The 15,804-nt window shown below is 46.8% G+C and carries 17 protein-coding genes; 13 read left to right on the forward strand and 4 right to left on the reverse strand.

Annotation, left to right across the window (positions count from 1 at the left end; genetic code table 11):
* Positions 1–230 precede the first annotated feature (230 nt).
* From UF06_RS08800 to arsJ, 5 genes are all read left to right on the forward strand, one after another.
* Positions 231–608: a hypothetical protein gene (locus UF06_RS08800; RefSeq protein WP_045570111.1), complete on the forward strand. Its 378-nt coding sequence runs from the start codon at positions 231–233 to the stop codon at positions 606–608.
* Positions 609–695: 87 nt separating this feature from the next.
* On the forward strand, positions 696–1,037 hold the full coding sequence (locus tag UF06_RS08805) for a metalloregulator ArsR/SmtB family transcription factor (RefSeq protein ID WP_045570112.1): 342 nt from the start codon (positions 696–698) through the stop codon (positions 1,035–1,037).
* Between the two features lie 12 nt (positions 1,038–1,049).
* Positions 1,050–2,051, forward strand: coding sequence for an ArsJ-associated glyceraldehyde-3-phosphate dehydrogenase (locus UF06_RS08810; protein WP_045570113.1), 1,002 nt, complete (start codon positions 1,050–1,052; stop codon positions 2,049–2,051).
* 12 nt (positions 2,052–2,063) lie between these two features.
* On the forward strand, positions 2,064–2,570 hold the full coding sequence (locus UF06_RS08815; protein WP_045570114.1) for a cyclin-dependent kinase inhibitor 3 family protein: 507 nt from the start codon (positions 2,064–2,066) through the stop codon (positions 2,568–2,570).
* A 47-nt stretch (positions 2,571–2,617) separates the two neighbouring features.
* Positions 2,618–3,844 carry an organoarsenical effux MFS transporter ArsJ gene (gene arsJ / locus UF06_RS08820; protein WP_171816716.1) on the forward strand — a complete coding sequence of 409 codons (1,227 nt, stop codon included), beginning with the start codon at positions 2,618–2,620 and terminating at the stop codon, positions 3,842–3,844.
* A 227-nt stretch (positions 3,845–4,071) separates the two neighbouring features.
* Here the strand turns inward: arsJ and UF06_RS08825 are convergent, their stop codons facing one another.
* Positions 4,072–4,449 (reverse strand): hypothetical protein, encoded by a 378-nt coding sequence (locus UF06_RS08825; protein WP_226972158.1) that lies wholly within the window; start codon positions 4,447–4,449, stop codon positions 4,072–4,074.
* 455 nt (positions 4,450–4,904) lie between these two features.
* Here UF06_RS08825 and UF06_RS08830 point away from each other — a divergent pair, with 455 nt between their 5' ends.
* Positions 4,905–5,282, forward strand: a complete 378-nt coding sequence (locus tag UF06_RS08830) for a SirB2 family protein (RefSeq protein ID WP_226972156.1) — start codon at positions 4,905–4,907, stop codon at positions 5,280–5,282.
* An 8-nt stretch (positions 5,283–5,290) separates the two neighbouring features.
* On the opposite strand, the gene UF06_RS08835 is transcribed toward UF06_RS08830, so the two are convergent.
* Positions 5,291–6,502 carry an MFS transporter gene (locus UF06_RS08835; RefSeq protein WP_045570116.1) on the reverse strand — a complete coding sequence of 404 codons (1,212 nt, stop codon included), beginning with the start codon at positions 6,500–6,502 and terminating at the stop codon, positions 5,291–5,293.
* 90 nt (positions 6,503–6,592) lie between these two features.
* Here UF06_RS08835 and UF06_RS08840 point away from each other — a divergent pair, with 90 nt between their 5' ends.
* The 6 genes from UF06_RS08840 to UF06_RS08865 all read left to right on the forward strand — a co-directional run bounded on the left by UF06_RS08840 (position 6,593) and on the right by UF06_RS08865 (position 13,083).
* Complete coding sequence (locus UF06_RS08840; protein ID WP_045570117.1) at positions 6,593–8,326, forward strand: ABC transporter substrate-binding protein; 1,734 nt, start codon at positions 6,593–6,595, stop codon at positions 8,324–8,326.
* A 113-nt stretch (positions 8,327–8,439) separates the two neighbouring features.
* Positions 8,440–9,186: a nicotinamide riboside transporter PnuC gene (gene pnuC, locus UF06_RS08845; protein WP_045570118.1), complete on the forward strand. Its 747-nt coding sequence runs from the start codon at positions 8,440–8,442 to the stop codon at positions 9,184–9,186.
* Complete coding sequence (locus tag UF06_RS08850; RefSeq protein ID WP_045570119.1) at positions 9,183–9,911, forward strand: nucleoside phosphorylase; 729 nt, start codon at positions 9,183–9,185, stop codon at positions 9,909–9,911. Before pnuC ends, UF06_RS08850 begins: the two co-directional genes overlap by 4 nt.
* 155 nt (positions 9,912–10,066) lie before the next feature.
* Positions 10,067–10,747, forward strand: coding sequence for a Crp/Fnr family transcriptional regulator (locus tag UF06_RS08855; protein ID WP_045570120.1), 681 nt, complete (start codon positions 10,067–10,069; stop codon positions 10,745–10,747).
* Between the two features lie 300 nt (positions 10,748–11,047).
* Positions 11,048–12,010, forward strand: coding sequence for a DUF1852 domain-containing protein (locus UF06_RS08860; RefSeq protein WP_045570121.1), 963 nt, complete (start codon positions 11,048–11,050; stop codon positions 12,008–12,010).
* A 29-nt stretch (positions 12,011–12,039) separates the two neighbouring features.
* Positions 12,040–13,083 (forward strand): methionine synthase, encoded by a 1,044-nt coding sequence (locus UF06_RS08865; RefSeq protein WP_045570122.1) that lies wholly within the window; start codon positions 12,040–12,042, stop codon positions 13,081–13,083.
* A gap of 46 nt (positions 13,084–13,129) precedes the next feature.
* Here UF06_RS08865 and UF06_RS08870 read toward each other — a convergent pair whose 3' ends face one another.
* Positions 13,130–14,044, reverse strand: coding sequence for a helix-turn-helix domain-containing protein (locus tag UF06_RS08870; RefSeq protein WP_045570123.1), 915 nt, complete (start codon positions 14,042–14,044; stop codon positions 13,130–13,132).
* Positions 14,045–14,165: 121 nt separating this feature from the next.
* Between UF06_RS08870 and UF06_RS08875 the strand changes: the two genes are divergently transcribed.
* Positions 14,166–14,690, forward strand: a complete 525-nt coding sequence (locus UF06_RS08875; protein WP_045570158.1) for a cysteine hydrolase family protein — start codon at positions 14,166–14,168, stop codon at positions 14,688–14,690.
* A 127-nt stretch (positions 14,691–14,817) separates the two neighbouring features.
* On the opposite strand, the gene UF06_RS08880 is transcribed toward UF06_RS08875, so the two are convergent.
* Positions 14,818–15,723, reverse strand: a complete 906-nt coding sequence (locus UF06_RS08880; protein WP_045570124.1) for a DMT family transporter — start codon at positions 15,721–15,723, stop codon at positions 14,818–14,820.
* Positions 15,724–15,804: the final 81 nt, after the last annotated feature.

Consider the following 15,804-nt stretch of genomic DNA (forward strand, 5'->3'; position numbering starts at 1 on the left):
TAATGTGACAGTAAAATAGCTTTTATGTTTCAAATTTATGAATGCCAGTTTTGTTTTGCTTTAGTGGGTTTATTTAATTCATATAAATCAATTACTTTAATAGAAAACTCAATGGCTACTGTGCGATTGAACATTCATCGGCGTGAAATGTTTGTGAACTTCGAGGTTTTTTCGATATTTTGCTTCGCGCATTCACTGGATAGAGTCTGTCAGTAAAGGAGGCTAACGATATGATAGATAAAAGAACGGTTCATCTGATCAGCTTTCCTAACTCTGACCTTGCTTGTATCGCCGCTCAGTTGTTACACATACATGCTGGAAGTTTCTATGAAATCACGTTTGAAGCGGTCAACGGCATAGATTGTCCCGAACAGGGCGACCTGGAAAAATTGGGGTATTTTGGCTACCTCTTTATCGATCCGACACAAAAGTTAGAGCCCGCTTACGATTACGTTATCGATATTAACTATGCGATGTACCAGCACAATCGCCGCAGAGAGGCGTATCAAAAACAGGTCTATTGGGAGATTGACTGTAATCAAAATGCCACAAAAGCCATTCAGAATGCGGTCAGCTATTTTACTTCTCGCTTTAACATTGACCTTTAAAGCTGTTGGCTGGTTTGATTCTGATGTTGACAAGAGCCCCGTTTTATACAATATATATGCTTATTCACATATGCAGAGATAAGTGGAATGTTACCTCATCAGTTTTTTAAATTACTTTCAGATGAAACTCGGGTTCGCTGCTTGTTGATGATTGCCCGTGAAGAAAAGCTCTGTGTCGGAGAACTGACAGAATCCCTCAACGAGAGCCAGCCTAAAGTGTCTCGCCATCTTGCATTACTCCGTTCCAGTGGTGTGGTGGTGGATACCCGTCAAGGTCAGTGGGTTTTTTACCGCTTATCGGATCAGCTTCCTGGTTGGATGAAAAAACAGATCCAAGGGTTAGTTGACTCTAACTGCCTAAAAGCAGAGTACCAGCAAGATATTCAACGCTTATCCGAGATGAAATCTCGCCCAGAATGTTGTGTTTAAAGGAAATTAAAGATGTCTATTAAAGTAGGAATTAATGGTTTTGGTCGTATAGGACGTTTAGCGCTGAGAGCGTCGTTTGATTGGCCAGAAATCGAGTTTGTTCAAATTAACGATGTGGCAGGTGATGCGGCAACCTTAGCGCATCTGCTTGAGTTTGACTCAGTGCAAGGTCGCTGGCAGCATGAAGTGAAGAGTGAAAGTAACGCAATTGTCATCAATGGCAAAACCATTGCAACCTCACAAGAAAAAGCCATCGATGCGGTAGATTGGTCAGGCTGTGACGTGGTGATCGAGGCAACGGGCAAACACCGTAAATCCGAGTTCCTGAATCTGTATCTGGAACAAGGCGTTAAGCGTGTTGTGGTTTCCGCGCCAGTGAAAGAAGATGGGATTGCGAACATTGTGGTTGGCGTGAACGATCACATTTTTGACCCAGAAAAACACCAGATTGTGACCGCTGCGTCTTGTACCACCAACTGCATTGCCCCTGTGGTGAAAGTGATCCATGAGAAGTTGGGCATTGAGAAGTCGTCATTTACCACTATCCACGACCTCACTAACACCCAAACGATTTTAGATGCTCCGCATAAAGACCTTCGTCGTGCGCGTGCTTGTGGGATGAGCTTGATCCCAACCACCACAGGCTCTGCGAAAGCGATCATCGAGATTTTCCCAGATCTTAAAGGAAAAATTGATGGCCACGCTGTGCGCGTACCGCTAGCCAATGCCTCATTGACCGATATTATTTTTGATGTTCAACGTGATACCTCAGTAGAAGAAGTCAATGCACTTCTGAAAGAGGCATCAGAAAATGAGCTGAAAGGCATTCTTGGCTTTGAAGAACGCCCGCTTGTTTCTATTGATTACAAAGGCGACCAACGTTCAACGATTGTAGATGCGCTTTCGACCATGGTGGTCGGTAAACGCATGGTGAAAATTTACGCTTGGTATGACAATGAAATGGGCTACGCCACTCGTACCGCAGAGCTGGTTCGTAAAGTCGGCCTAGCATAAGGAAGCAAACAAATGACACATCCTACCTGGGAACTGCCTGTTGAAGACAATGAAGACAATAACGCAGCGTTAGTACTGACGCCTTGTCCTGGCACCAAAGAAGCCTCGCTTACTGACAGCATTGAGCAGCTCAAGTCTCAAGGCGTAACCGTCGTTGTTACCGCACTAAGCACTCACGAAATGCAAGAAAAAGGCGTTGGTGACTTGCCAGACCTTGTTGAGAAAGCAGGCCTGCAATGGTTCCATACACCAATAGAAGATGACTGCGCACCCGATGAATCTTTCCAAGAACGCTGGAAAAAAATCTCCCCTTCTCTACACAAAGCGATAGAAAATGGCGAAAAGATTGCCATGCATTGCATGGGAGGTTCAGGGCGTACTGGTTTACTGGCTGCACATTTACTGCTCGAAAAGGGTTGGGAATTGCAAGAGGTCATCACCCATGTCCAATCACTGCGACCTGGGGCATTTACCAAGGATGTACAAGTCGAGTACATCCATCAATTTGTTAATCAGTAAACACCACAAAGAGCCGCCTTCAGCGGCTCTTTTTTAAGAGAGTGAATATGTTGTCTCAGCTCAACCAAAATGTCCGCCAGTACATGTTGGTCACATTTAACTATTGGAATTTCACCGTCACCGATGGTGCATTACGCATGCTGGTGGTGCTCTATTTCTATGATTTGGGGTATTCAAGCTTAGAGATTGCCTCCCTTTTTCTTTTCTATGAATTTTTTGGCGTTGTCACTAACCTGATTGGTGGCTGGCTTGGCGCTCGGCTTGGCTTAAATCGAACCATGAATATCGGTTTGGCTATGCAAATCATCGCCCTCTCAATGCTGGCCGTTCCCGCAAGTTGGCTCTCTATTCCATGGGTTATGGCGGCGCAAGCCTTGTCAGGTATTGCCAAAGACCTCAACAAGATGAGTGCCAAAAGTTCTATCAAAACGTTAGTCCCAGAGAATGCGCAAGGTGCATTGTATAAGTGGATAGCCATACTCACCGGCTCTAAAAATGCGTTAAAAGGGGCGGGATTCTTTTTAGGCGGTGCACTGCTTTCTCTGATTGGCTTTCAATACGCTGTCGCATCGATGGCAGGTGTGCTTCTGTTGGTCTTTATCGGCAGTGTCATTAGCCTTAAATCGGATTTGGGCAAAGCGAAAAATAAACCTAAGTTCTCTGAGATTTTCTCCAAGTCTAGCAGCGTGAACATTCTATCTGCTGCCCGTATGTTTTTGTTTGGTGCGCGTGACGTTTGGTTTGTGATTGCCCTGCCTATTTATCTCGGGTCTGTGTTTGGGTGGGATCACAGTGCAGTAGGTGGCTTCTTGGCTATTTGGGTTATCGGTTACGGAGTGATTCAAGGAATTGCGCCAAAGATAACCGGCAGTAAATCGGGGCATGCTCCAGATGGTAAAGCCGCCATCGCTTGGGCGTTGTTCCTGTCTGTCGTGACTGGCGTGATTGCTTATAGTGTGCAGCAGCAATGGCACCCAGAGGTGGTTATTGTGGTTGGACTAATGATTTTTGGTGCTGTGTTTGCGGTTAACTCATCACTACACTCGTACTTGATCGTCAGCTATGCCAAAGGCGATGGGGTTTCGTTGGATGTCGGCTTCTACTACATGGCAAACGCAATGGGACGCTTGATCGGCACGGTGCTCTCTGGGTGGGTGTTCCAAATGTGGGGATTCGCCGCCTGTCTATGGGTCTCCTTTGCCTTTTTGACATTAACCACCATCATTTCGTTTTGGTTGCCCATAGGTACAAATCAAAAACTGGCTCAGCAATAAATAAAACTAAGCAGATTTGTTCACCAATGCCAGCAATCGTAGCTGGCATTATTTTTTAACCTTAAGTCATGGAATAAGCGAGATCTGTAAAAAATCTTTAATGAAGTAGTATCAGTTCGTTACGCATACACTTATCTACATTGATTTTAGATCGAGCACATGCTGTTTTATTTCTTCAGAATCGAGATTTTGAAAATCGATGTTTGCAAGAGCTTCAATTCTTCGTTTTAGAGAGGAGTATACTTTATCGCACTGCTTGTTAAATTCGGAGACTGAAGTTTCATCATTAGGCAATGGCTCAAGATCCCAAGCAACCGAATACCTGCTGATAACCAGTTTGGGCAAGTTTCATTATGCATTGTGTCACACACAGTAATTATTAGATCTGGATGGAAGCTCAGCCTTTCTTCCCATGAAGTGCTGTGAAACTCAGAGGCATCAAAACCATGCATATCAAGGTATTGTGCAATACGAGGATTGATCTGACCCTTAGGGTGGCTACCACCACTTGCGATTTGGAAATTTTCAGGCAGGTATTTTTTTGTAATTGCTTCAGCCAAAATGCTTCTGCTTGCATTATGTTTGCACACAAATAATATTTTCATCAATTGCCCTGTGGATGTTTAGGATTACTAAATTCGACATTTATCATGCTTTCATTACAGTTTGTTGACTATTGAAAATAGGCATGAATTAACTCATAGAAATACGCAGAGAAAGCTAGTTGTCTGCACTATCAATCAATATTGCACTCTAAATTTTGCCATACTTTAGGTAATTGATGATTTGCTAAATTAGAACGCCATATAAAACAGTTCTGTCCAAAAACGAGTGAGATCCCGCTCTTCTTACTCGGTCACATCCCTCCACGAGCAACCTAAAACTGCACTCGAGATCGATTGAATCTCACCATGATCTCTGTGGCTAATTTGTAATCAAATTGGCTTTTGGTAAACATCAATAAGTCATTTTAATAACACTTGATTTACATCAAGGTGGCTGACAGAAAGAGTAATTACTTTAAACAACCGTTTAAATGTGCTTCATGTTAAGGATGACTATGTACTTACTACTGCTAAAAGCCCATGTGGGCTTGATTTTACTCAGTTTTTTCAGTTTTGCTCTGCGCACCTACTGGGGATACCGTGGCTCGGCATGGCTGGAGAGTGAGCTGGCATTCAAAGCGCACAAAGTAATTACTCTAACCATGCTGCTGTCGGCGCTAGTGTTGTGTGTAACCATCAATCAGTATCCGTTTACCGATGCGTGGCTGACAGAAAAGTTGTTGCTGTTGGTTGCGTATGTGGCATGTGCCATGTTGGCGTTTAAGCCGAAACTCAACCGCCAACTGCGAACTGTGTTTACCTCCGTCACTTGCATACTGTTCGTGATGATTTTCTACATCGCGAAAACGCATGCGCCGATTGCGTTAAGCTGAGTGCGCCGCTACGCGAGGCTTCTCACTCGGCTCAAGCCAAGAACTAGCGCAGTGAGAAGCTGAACGCAGCAGCACGCAATAAACAGGGCATTCATGCCAACGCTTGCCACTAAGTAACCCGATGCGGCTAGGCCAATTGGCATGAGTAGCTTAAACAGCGAACCAGTAATTCCGGCGACACGGCCTAAATGCGCTTCGGCAAACGCTTCTTGACGATAACTCCAAATGCAAATGCTGCTGTACAAGCCAATGGCGGAGACCCAAGCAAAAGCGATGGCGAGAGAAACGACTCCCGGTGCGATGAGCGGAATAAGAAAACCAAACGACTCGAGACAAATGGAAAGCAGCAGCAATTTTCCCAGCCCGATGCGGCGGCGCACTTTATCGGCACTGAACGAACCTAGTAGACCACCCAAACCAGACGCGGCAATCAGGTAGCTCACTTCTACGGAGTTGAGTGCCAACTGCGCTTTGGCAAAATAGAGCGCTTGGATCCAAAACACCGAGCCTGTGGTGTTGATCACCATCACGGCCAAGGTGATGTACCACATCGCGGTTTCTGCGCGCAGGATCTGCCAGCCCTGGTAAAGTGAACGCCAAACACTTGGGTGTGATTTTACAGGGCTAGAGGTTAATTCGAGTCTTTGCAACTGCCAAAACGCCAATCCCAGCAACAGTGCCACCGCGAGAAATACGTGATGAATGGCGGAAAGCAACATCAATGCGCCCGAAAGCACTGGCCCGACGGTTTCCATAAAACTGTTGAGTGCGCTCATTCTAGCGGTCGCGGTATTTTGCCTCTCCTGCGCCAGCGCATTTTTCATCATCGCAATGCGCGCATTGTGATAGCCGTAGTTACACGCCATCATCACAAACGCGGCGGGAAAAAGCACCCACAGCGGCTCTTCAAGAGTTTCGACCGCCCAGTAAGACGCCAGCACGACGCCTACTTGACCAAGCAACATCGCCTGCGACCAGCGTTTTTTATCTACCCGGTCAACCCAAACGCCAATAAACAGCGCCAGCAGTAAATTGGGTAAGAACTCCACCGCGCGCATCCAGCCCATCATCTGGGAGGATTGGGTTAACTCATAGACCAGCAGCGGCAGGGCCAAATTGTAAATCTGACCGCCGAAAGCGACAAAAAAAGCGCTGGAAAAGAGGATAACAAACGGGCGACTGCGCCAAATAGAAATGTGTGTCTCGGCTAACGTATTCATCAATCTGTCCTTTCTTCCTGAAATGATGGGGTTATTATCGTGAGGAAAAGATGAAGAAAAATAGAAATACAAAAATAGGATTTCACCTTTATGCGTTATTGGCAGGCACTCGCGTTTTGTCGCGATCAATTGGTGCAAGATGAGTGGAGAGCGGTCTCATTAGATCGTTTTAGTGAAGCGTTGGGATGCACTCGGCGCAATGCGCAGTTGGTGATTAAACGGCTGGTGAAAGAGCAGATCCTCGATTGGCAAGCCGGTGTTGGGCGAGGCAATCTGCCGCAAGCTAAGTTGCTGAAAAGGGTCGATGCGCGCCTTAAGCGCCAAGCCGAAAACTACCTAAAAGTGGGGCAGATTGAACCCGCGATTTCGCTGCTGCCTGAGCAAGAGCGTTCGTCGTTTTTAGGTGGCTATCTGGCTCAGTATCAGTCCAAGCCAAGTGACAGCGATATTTTGCAGATCCCCTTTTATCGTGCGACACACGGGCTTGACCCTATTTCTATCAGCCGCCGCACAGAGCATCATATTGCCAGCTATCTCTATGCGAGATTAATCCACTTTGAGCACAAAAGCGCTGAGTTTCGCTGCGATCTCGCCCAGCTTTACCAGCTACGTGGCGATACACTGACGGTGGTGCTGCGCAAACATCTCTATTTTCATGATGGCAGTGAGCTTACCGCGCACAGCGTGAAAGCGCACTTTGAACGTTTAATCGGTTCGCATTCTGGCAGTCGGCCGCTGTTTGATTTTATTGACGAGGTGATCGTCGATGGTGAGCGGCAATTGCGTTTTATCAGTCATCAGATGCCTCGGCTGTTGCCCAAGCTCTTAGCGCACACGGCAATGGGCATAAGCAAGGAGTCGGGGCAAAAACGGTTCGGCGCAGGGCCATTTATGTTAGTTGAACAAAATGAGTGGCGAACTTTGCTCAGTGTGTTTCCGCGCTACCATGGCTATCGCCCGTGGATTGATGGCATTGAAATATGGAATCTTGGCGCCAATGCCAAAGAGTTTACCTTGCACAGCGATGTGGCACATGGGCGTGAGGTGAGGAAATACGGCAGCGAAGGGTTTGTGGCTAAGCGCCAGTGGGAACCGGGTTGTGTTTATGCCATGTTGAATCCTCAGCGCCACTCTTGGATGGCCGTCACTGAACATCGCGCTTGGCTACAAGGGTTGCTGTCAACCATGTTGCCGCCTTCTGATTTGGAGGGGGAAGTTCTCGCCAAAGCCCAAGGAATGATGGGTCAACCAGACCTTTCTCCAGCGAGTGTGGAGCAGCCTCATCCCCTTCTGGCTGGCCTCAATTTAAGCCTGCCTCGGTCACCATTAAATATACTGACCTATCAACTGAGCACTCACATTGCGGTGGCGGAGCAGGTGGCGAGCCAGCTAAGTTCGGTTGGTATTGGTTGCAATATTGAGGTTTTGCCATTTCCCGAGTTCGACAATGAAAAACGACTTGCAGAAGCCGATATCATCATCTCGGGTGAAGTTTTTAGTGATGACAGTGACATGTCGTGGCTTGGCTGGCTGCTCTGTACTTCCTCAGTTAATGCATGCTTAAGCGCTGACAACAAACATTGGTTGAAGCAGCAAGCCGTGGAGATAATGAAGCAAGAAATAGCAGAATGTCGCTTAGCGCGCTTTGATAGTTTAGAGCGCGAGCTGGTGGAACGGGGTTTGTACCAACCGCTCTACCACACCCAGCAGGATCTTAATCTCTCTGAGCATATTGCAGCGCCAGATCTGCTTGCCAATGGTTGGATCGATTTTAGCCAAGTGGTGATCATGCCAAAGCCAGATCATGGAGTGGCCCGTCAGTAATTTAGCCGGAAGTATGATCGCTAACGCCTCAAGGGGGACAAATGTCCTCTCTCAATGATGCCGACAGCCACTAACATCAGCTTATCCAATACGTTTTAACAAAAGGAGCTCATATGGAGCTGTTCTCCCTATTCGATATCAATAATACACTGGTGAATATCCCGATTGGCGACGGTTACGCCATGAGCTGGATTGAAGCCATTGGCACTGTCTTTGGTTTGCTGTGTATCTGGTTTGCTAGTCAAGAAAAAACCATCAATTACCTGTTTGGTTTGATAAACGTGACACTATTTGCAGTGATCTTCTTTCAAATCCAACTCTACGGATTGCTTTTGCTACAACTGTTTTTCTTCTGTGCCAATGTGTATGGCTGGTATGCGTGGACACGACCGAATGCCGAAGGCGATTTGCTGGAAGTCCGTTGGCTCAGCCAGAAAAAAATGATGATCACGGGCGCCATCTGCGTCTGTGCGATTGCGCTTTTGACGGTTTATATTGATCCATTCTTCTACGCCTTGGCCAACATCGCAGTGGATGCTCTGAATCTCTTTGGGGCTGGGTTATCAGAGCCAGCTTTAGAGCCGGATGCGTTTCCGTTCTGGGATTCCACTATGACTGTGCTGTCGATTGTGGCGCAAATCCTTATGACCCGGAAATACGTGGAAAACTGGATTTTGTGGGTCGTGATCAACATCATCAGCGTAGGCATCTATGCCATGCAAGGGGTATACGCGATGTCACTTCAATACGCGATTCTTATGTTTATTGCCGCGAATGGTACGCGGGAATGGGCGCGCACGGCAAAGCGAAATCAAGCTCAACAGCCATCTGACAAACCCGTTGATGAGGCGGTCGCATGAATAAACAGCCCCATCTGTGTGTCGATGAAAGCCAAGTGGCAGCACGCGTGATTGTCTGCGGTGAGCCGAATCGAGCCAATCGTATTGCTGGCTTACTCGATAACGCCGAACTGATAGCGGAAAATCGTGAATACCGCTTATTCAACGGTAAGTACCAAGGACAAGCCATTACCGTGTGCAGCACGGGTATTGGTGCGCCTTCGATGATCATCGCGGTGGAAGAGCTTAAGCAGTGCGGCGCGAAATACATCATTCGTGTTGGTTCGGCAGGTGCGATGCAGCCCAATATTGCTTTAGGTGAGGTGATTGTTGCCGAAGGGGCGGTTCGCGATGAAGGCGGCTCAAAAGCTTATATCCGTGCGGCTTACCCAGCGTATGCGAGTTTTTCGTTACTAAAGGGGCTTGATGGTTATCTGCAAACGCAAGCGGTGCCTTACCATATGGGCGTTGTGCGCTCTCATGACAGTTTCTATACCGATGACGAAGACGCCCTATGCCAATACTGGAATCAGAAGGGTATCTTAGGTGCGGATATGGAAACGTCGGCCTTGTTTACCGTTGGGCGTCTGCGCGGGTTACAGGTTGCTTCGGTACTCAACAACGTGGTTCGATACCAACAAGATGTCAAAGAAGGGGTAAACCAGTACGTGAATGATGATGACGCCATGATGGTAGGTGAAAAGCGCGCATCCCTAGCGGCATTAGAAGCGCTGCTTGCGGTTTAGTGTAGGTAGCCAATCACCCTAAACGACAAAACGGTGTCTTCGGATGCCGTTTTGTCGTTTAGGCTTGTTGTCAGCTCTCATTCTCGTAGACAGATGAGTGACATCATAAGGCTGGAAACGTAGTCTCTTCCACCAGTGCAACACAGAGGTACAAGATGAGAATCAACCCCTACCCAACAGGCCGCTTTGCTGCTTATTTGACAGAGCAAAGCAAAGCGTTTCGCGAGCTGATCTACCGTTGCCAAGTGAGTAGCCACTATGTGGATGCAGGGACGGAAATTCTCCGTCAGGGGGAGAAGCTGGAACAGCTTTTTGTGGTGCCAGTGGGGCGTGTTTCCATGAATATTATCGCGGCAAACGGCCGACGTTTTCAGCTTGGTGAAGCCAATTGCGATGACCATATTTTTGGTGAGATGGAATTTTTTACCCAAACCCCGTGCCAGTGGACGGTGACCGCCGATGAACATTTGCAAGTGGATCTTATATGCATTCACCGCTTGACTCAGGCTCTTGAGCAATACCCTGAAATGATGGTGTTTTTTGCTTCAGCACTGGCAGAAGATTATCAAGATTCAATGGAGATCTACACCAGCCGATTACTGCATCCTATCGCTTACAATATCGCCTTTGACTTACTGCAACAAAAAGAGCGCCCCGTGATGTTGGGTGGGTTTGATAAAGTGAACCAAGAAGCGGAACGATTTGGCACCTCAAGCCGTGTTTATCGCCGAGCGGTAAAAGAGCTAATAGAGAAAGGCCTTGTTCGCAAAGGTGATCATGGCTTAGAGATTATTGACGAAGGGCAGCTCAGGCGTTTTCTTGAGAGCAGTGAATAGGAGGCATCCCAACGAGTAAGTTCACAGACAGCTCTTCACTATCCCCCAGCGGTGTTCATTGCGGCCGATTCTTTGCTCATTCCAATAGACATGAATATTTCTCATGTTCAGCATGAAGTAAAACCATTTCTTTTATTCTGCTTTCACCAGTATAAAAATAGTTAGAGCACAACCTGTAACGATATAAAAAATAGAACGTCATCTCTTTGTTCGAAAAGAAAAAGGACTGTGCAGGTTTGAAAATAAAAAAGGCCACATCGGGAATAAGCCTATTTATACTTTGGAATTGGATAACAGAACATGATTTTTAATATTAAAAGTATCGGGTTTAATGAGAACTATCATCCCGCAGACAATACACGTGTTACGACCAACTTTGCCAATTTAGCACGAGGAGAGTACCGCCAAGAAAATCTGCGTAATGCACTACAAATGATTGACAGTCGATTTAATTCGTTAGCCCATTGGGATAACCCCAAAGGCGATCGCTATTCGGTTGAGTTAGAAATTATTTCTGTTGATCTTGATATTGAAAGTAAAGGTGACAGTTTTCCATCGATTGAAATTCTAAAGACCAATATTGTTGATCATAAAACCAATCAACGTATTGAAGGTATCGTCGGAAATAATTTCTCATCTTACGTGCGAGACTATGATTTTAGTGTGTTGTTATTGGATCATAACAAGCAACAGACTAAGTTTAGTATTCCAGAAAACTTTGGCGACTTGCACGGCAAGCTCTTTAAGTGCTTTGTCCACTCCGATGCTTATAAAAACCGCTTTAAAAAGCGTCCGGTCATCTGCTTAAGTGTATCGGATAATAAAATCTATCACCGCATTGAAAATCAACACCCGGTGTTGGGATATGAATATCAGCCCAATGAATCTTCGTTGACGGAGCAATATTTCAGAAAGATGAGCCTACAAGTGCGTTATTTTATGCCGCCGAATAGTGTTGCACCGTTTGCTTTCTATTTCTTTGGTGATTTGCTCAATGACTACACCAATCTTGAGTTGATTAGCACCATCAGTACTATGGAAACGTTCCAAAAAATCTACCGACCAGAAATTTATAATGCCAACGCGGTAGCAGGAAAAATCTATCAACCCAATTTGAAAAACACCGACCACTCATTAACTCAAATTGTCTATGACCGAGAAGAGCGCAGCCGATTAGCGATTGAACAAGGCAAATTTGCCCAAGAGTATTTCATCAAACCTTACCAAGCTCTCCTAGAGCAGTGGTCTGCGCAATACGCATAATAAATAACAAAATATAAGTGGCCTTTGATATGAAAACATTATTACCAACGTCAACTGCGGGCAGTTTGCCGAAACCTTCTTGGCTAGCAGAACCGGAAAAATTATGGTCTCCATGGAAACTGCAAGGAGAAGAACTCGCCAATGGTAAGCAGGATGCGCTGCGCATTGCACTGCAAGAGCAACAACACGCTGGAATCGATATCGTTAGCGATGGCGAGCAAACTCGACAGCATTTTGTTACAACCTTCATTGAGCACCTGAGCGGCGTTGATTTTGAGAATCGCAAAACGGTGAGGATCCGCAATCGCTATGACGCCAGCGTACCGACAGTATTCGGACCTGTGGCACGTCTCAAACCGGTGTTTGTCGAAGATGCGAAGTTCTTACGCCAGCAAACCACTCAGCCGATTAAATGGGCTTTGCCCGGCCCGATGACCATGATCGATACGCTGTATGATGACTACTATCAAAGCCGGGAAAAACTGGCTTGGGAGTTTGCTAAAATCCTCAATCAAGAAGCGAAAGAGTTAGAAGCGGCAGGGGTGGACATTATCCAGTTTGATGAACCAGCATTTAATGTGTTTTTTGATGAGGTTAACGATTGGGGAATTGCCTGTTTAGAGCGGGCGATTGAGGGGCTGAAATGCGAAACGGCCGTGCATATTTGCTATGGCTATGGAATCAAAGCCAATACCGATTGGAAAAAGACGCTGGGTACAGAGTGGCGACAGTATGAAGAAGTTTTCCCTAAGTTGCAGAAATCGAACATCGATATCATTTCACTCGAATGCCACAACTCGCGTGTGCCGATTGAACTGCTTGAACTGGTGCGCGGGAAAAAAGTGATGGTTGGGGCGATCGATGTGGCAACCGATACGATTGAAAGTGCTGAAGAGGTCGCGCAGACGCTACGCCAAGCGTTGCAGTTTGTCGATGCCGACAAACTGTACCCATGTACTAACTGTGGTATGGCGCCTTTGTCTCGCGAGGTTGCCAGAGGCAAGCTCAATGCGTTACGCGCCGGTGCTGAAATTGTGCGACAAGAGCTGCTGAAAGAGCATCCTTGCTTGTAGTTGACAACAACATTTCCCCCTAAAAAGCGGCATCACGCCGCTTTCACTACATAAATCGGTGACGAAACGCCTTTGGGGTGAGGCCCATGGTTTTGATAAACACCTTGCGGCATGCACTGGTGTCTTCGTAGCCGACTTGTCGAGCAATGACCTCAAACGAGAGTTGTGAGCTTTCCAGCAGATCGCACGCTTTTTGTATTCTCAGGCGCTGCAAATAGTGGTTTGGATTGTAACCTGTCGCCTTGAGAAACCGCCTTTGCATGGTTCGCTCAGTGAGATGAAATTGCGCGGCGATGGCTTGAATGCTCAAAGGTTGGCCGTATTCCAGATTCATCATCTGCTGAATCGCCACGACAACCTGATCACCATGCAGGAGAGACGGAGTAAACTGCTGATAATAGCGCTGTTCCCTTAGCGCAGTGTCAACCACCAACTGTTTTCCAAGCTGACGCATCACCTTCACGGAAGTGTATTTGGTTACTAGCTCAAAACCGAGATCCAGCCAAGACATCATGCCGCCAGCGGTTATTACATCACCATGATCGACCAATATTTGGCTGATATCTAAAGGAATATCAGGGTATTTCAATTGGAAGAGATCCGACAGACCCCAGTGCGTGGTCACCGTTCTGCCAGCCAAAATCTGGGTTGCCGCCAGTACGAAGGAGCCAGCACAAGCTGATGCCAATACCGCTCCTTGGTTATGCTGTGCTTTGAGCCAATCAATCAGCGTCGTTTCTGGGTTGAGATAGAAATCACTTTGTGTGCTTGGTGGCAGCAGGACGACATTAAAACGACTTGGTTGCTGAGTGGTTCCATCCACAATGACAGGAAGAAACTCGACTTCAATCCCCGATTGGTCGCAAATTCGGTTGGCCATGAGAAACAGCTCTTGCAAGCCATAAATGGCGGATTTTAAAGCATGCGGATAGTGGCAGATGGCGATGGCAATTTGTTTCATTGTGTTTATCAGAGAATTGTCGTTTTTAACCCTTTTTATGTCATTAAAGACGCTGATGCAAGGGCGAAGAATCGACGACAATGTGTATCTCATTGCCACAACGCATCATTTGGAGACGCTAATGACCAAGAAAGCACTGCTTGTCATCGACCTACAGAATGACTATTTCCCTCACGGAAAGTACCCACTTTGGAACACTGAGCAGACGTTAAATCAGGTGAAAACAGCGATAGCAAGGGCGAAAGCGCAGAACATCGAGGTGATTCATGTTCAGCATATTGCTGACCCGGAGAAAGGGATCGCGCCGTTTTTTAATCAAGGTACGCAAGGAAGTGATATTCATGCTGAGATCCTCGCCGCCGCGCCAGAAGCAGCAGTGGTAACTAAACGCTTTGCTGACAGTTTCGAACAAACGAATCTCGATGAACTGCTGAAAAAGCAGGGTATTAGTGAGCTTTTGCTTTGCGGAATGATGACGCAAAACTGCGTCACCCACACTGCCATATCGAAAGCGGCGGAGAAATACAACGTTGCCATTTTGGCGGACTGCTGCACCACGGTGGACGAAATGATCCACAACATCGCGCTCAACGCCGTTTCGCTGCGCGTGCCTCTGGTGACGATGGCTCAAGTGTTGCCTGCATGATTGTTGCTCTAAGTCGTCTGTTGCTGCTTTTTGCTATCAGATGAGCTTCGACATGTGACCATTTAAAAAGCGAGTAGCCACTCGCTTTTTACCTTCCAGCTGCTTCTTTAAACCAAAGGACAACTCATTAATTTTCCCGCATCGATGTTGTTATCACACTCAGCAAAATCAATCCGCCACCGAGAAATTGCAGCGCGGTGAGAGATTCTTGTAACCACACCATGGCGAAGAGAGCGCCAAACAGCGGTTCACTCCCCATCAAAAGGGCGACGCGAGTGGGAGAAGTTTTGCGCACCGCGTAGTTTTGTACAAAAAAGGCAAACAAAGTACAAAACAGCACTAAATAGCTAAGGGTGAGCCAGAATTCCAATTCGGTCGGTAAGGTTATCGCCGAGGTCGGCAGATAGAAAATGGCGGCGAGTATGGCGCAGATCGCGACAACTAAGGATTGCAACGCGGTGAGTGTGGTGGTGGTGAGCTGCTTGCCTTCTGTAAAGCGTTTGGTACTGGTCACCATCAAGGCGCGCAGGGAAGCCGCAGCGAGAATCAAGTAGTCTCCAGTGTTTAACGTAAGGTTAAGCTCTCTATTGCTGGTCAGTAATAGCACCCCCACAACACTGCACAAGGTCAACCCGAGCAGAGTCGAACTAATGCGCTTGTTGTTGATGGTGAGTTCGGCAAAGGCGGTCATAATGACGCTCAAACTGATCAAAAAGGCCGCGTTAGAAGCAGAGGTTTGTGATACGCCAAGGACTTCACAAAGAAAAATGGCCGCAAGAATGAACCCTGTTGGCAAGGCGCTCAACCAATCTTGATTCAGCCCGCGGCGGAAATCTCGTATCGCTAAGGGGAGCAAGCAGAGAAAAGTCATTGAGAAGCGAATCGCGATAAACAGCAGTACGCTGGTAAAAACAAGCGCGCTTTTGGTCAACCCATAACTGGTTCCCCAAAACAATGCGACCAGCAGTAGCAGGCATTCGGTAAGAGGAAGTTTGGTCGATGGTTTAGGTAGCGAACTCGCGGCACTGGTCATGGTTTTCTCCTGATAAATTGACCCGTTCAGTATCCATAAGTAACTTATGTGAAACAATGCACTGCCAATGCAAAGGATAAT

It is taken from the genome of Vibrio sp. S234-5 (assembly GCF_000960595.1).
In the GTDB taxonomy this organism is placed as follows: Bacteria; Pseudomonadota; Gammaproteobacteria; order Enterobacterales; family Vibrionaceae; genus Vibrio.

Bases quoted from the DNA above. Each gene is read 5' to 3' on its own strand.
- UF06_RS08825 (WP_226972158.1), bottom strand. From the start codon at position 4,449: ATGAAAATATTATTTGTGTGCAAACATAATGCAAGCAGAAGCATTTTG.
- pnuC (WP_045570118.1), top strand. From the start codon at position 8,440: ATGGAGCTGTTCTCCCTATTCGATATCAATAATACACTGGTGAATATC.
- UF06_RS08865 (WP_045570122.1), top strand. From the start codon at position 12,040: ATGAAAACATTATTACCAACGTCAACTGCGGGCAGTTTGCCGAAACCT.
- UF06_RS08830 (WP_226972156.1), top strand. From the start codon at position 4,905: ATGTACTTACTACTGCTAAAAGCCCATGTGGGCTTGATTTTACTCAGT.
- UF06_RS08855 (WP_045570120.1), top strand. From the start codon at position 10,067: ATGAGAATCAACCCCTACCCAACAGGCCGCTTTGCTGCTTATTTGACA.
- arsJ (WP_171816716.1), top strand. From the start codon at position 2,618: ATGTTGTCTCAGCTCAACCAAAATGTCCGCCAGTACATGTTGGTCACA.
- UF06_RS08870 (WP_045570123.1), bottom strand. From the start codon at position 14,044: ATGAAACAAATTGCCATCGCCATCTGCCACTATCCGCATGCTTTAAAA.
- UF06_RS08810 (WP_045570113.1), top strand. From the start codon at position 1,050: ATGTCTATTAAAGTAGGAATTAATGGTTTTGGTCGTATAGGACGTTTA.
- UF06_RS08880 (WP_045570124.1), bottom strand. From the start codon at position 15,723: ATGACCAGTGCCGCGAGTTCGCTACCTAAACCATCGACCAAACTTCCT.
- UF06_RS08835 (WP_045570116.1), bottom strand. From the start codon at position 6,502: ATGAATACGTTAGCCGAGACACACATTTCTATTTGGCGCAGTCGCCCG.
- UF06_RS08805 (WP_045570112.1), top strand. From the start codon at position 696: ATGTTACCTCATCAGTTTTTTAAATTACTTTCAGATGAAACTCGGGTT.
- UF06_RS08815 (WP_045570114.1), top strand. From the start codon at position 2,064: ATGACACATCCTACCTGGGAACTGCCTGTTGAAGACAATGAAGACAAT.
- UF06_RS08850 (WP_045570119.1), top strand. From the start codon at position 9,183: ATGAATAAACAGCCCCATCTGTGTGTCGATGAAAGCCAAGTGGCAGCA.
- UF06_RS08800 (WP_045570111.1), top strand. From the start codon at position 231: ATGATAGATAAAAGAACGGTTCATCTGATCAGCTTTCCTAACTCTGAC.
- UF06_RS08860 (WP_045570121.1), top strand. From the start codon at position 11,048: ATGATTTTTAATATTAAAAGTATCGGGTTTAATGAGAACTATCATCCC.
- UF06_RS08840 (WP_045570117.1), top strand. From the start codon at position 6,593: ATGCGTTATTGGCAGGCACTCGCGTTTTGTCGCGATCAATTGGTGCAA.
- UF06_RS08875 (WP_045570158.1), top strand. From the start codon at position 14,166: ATGACCAAGAAAGCACTGCTTGTCATCGACCTACAGAATGACTATTTC.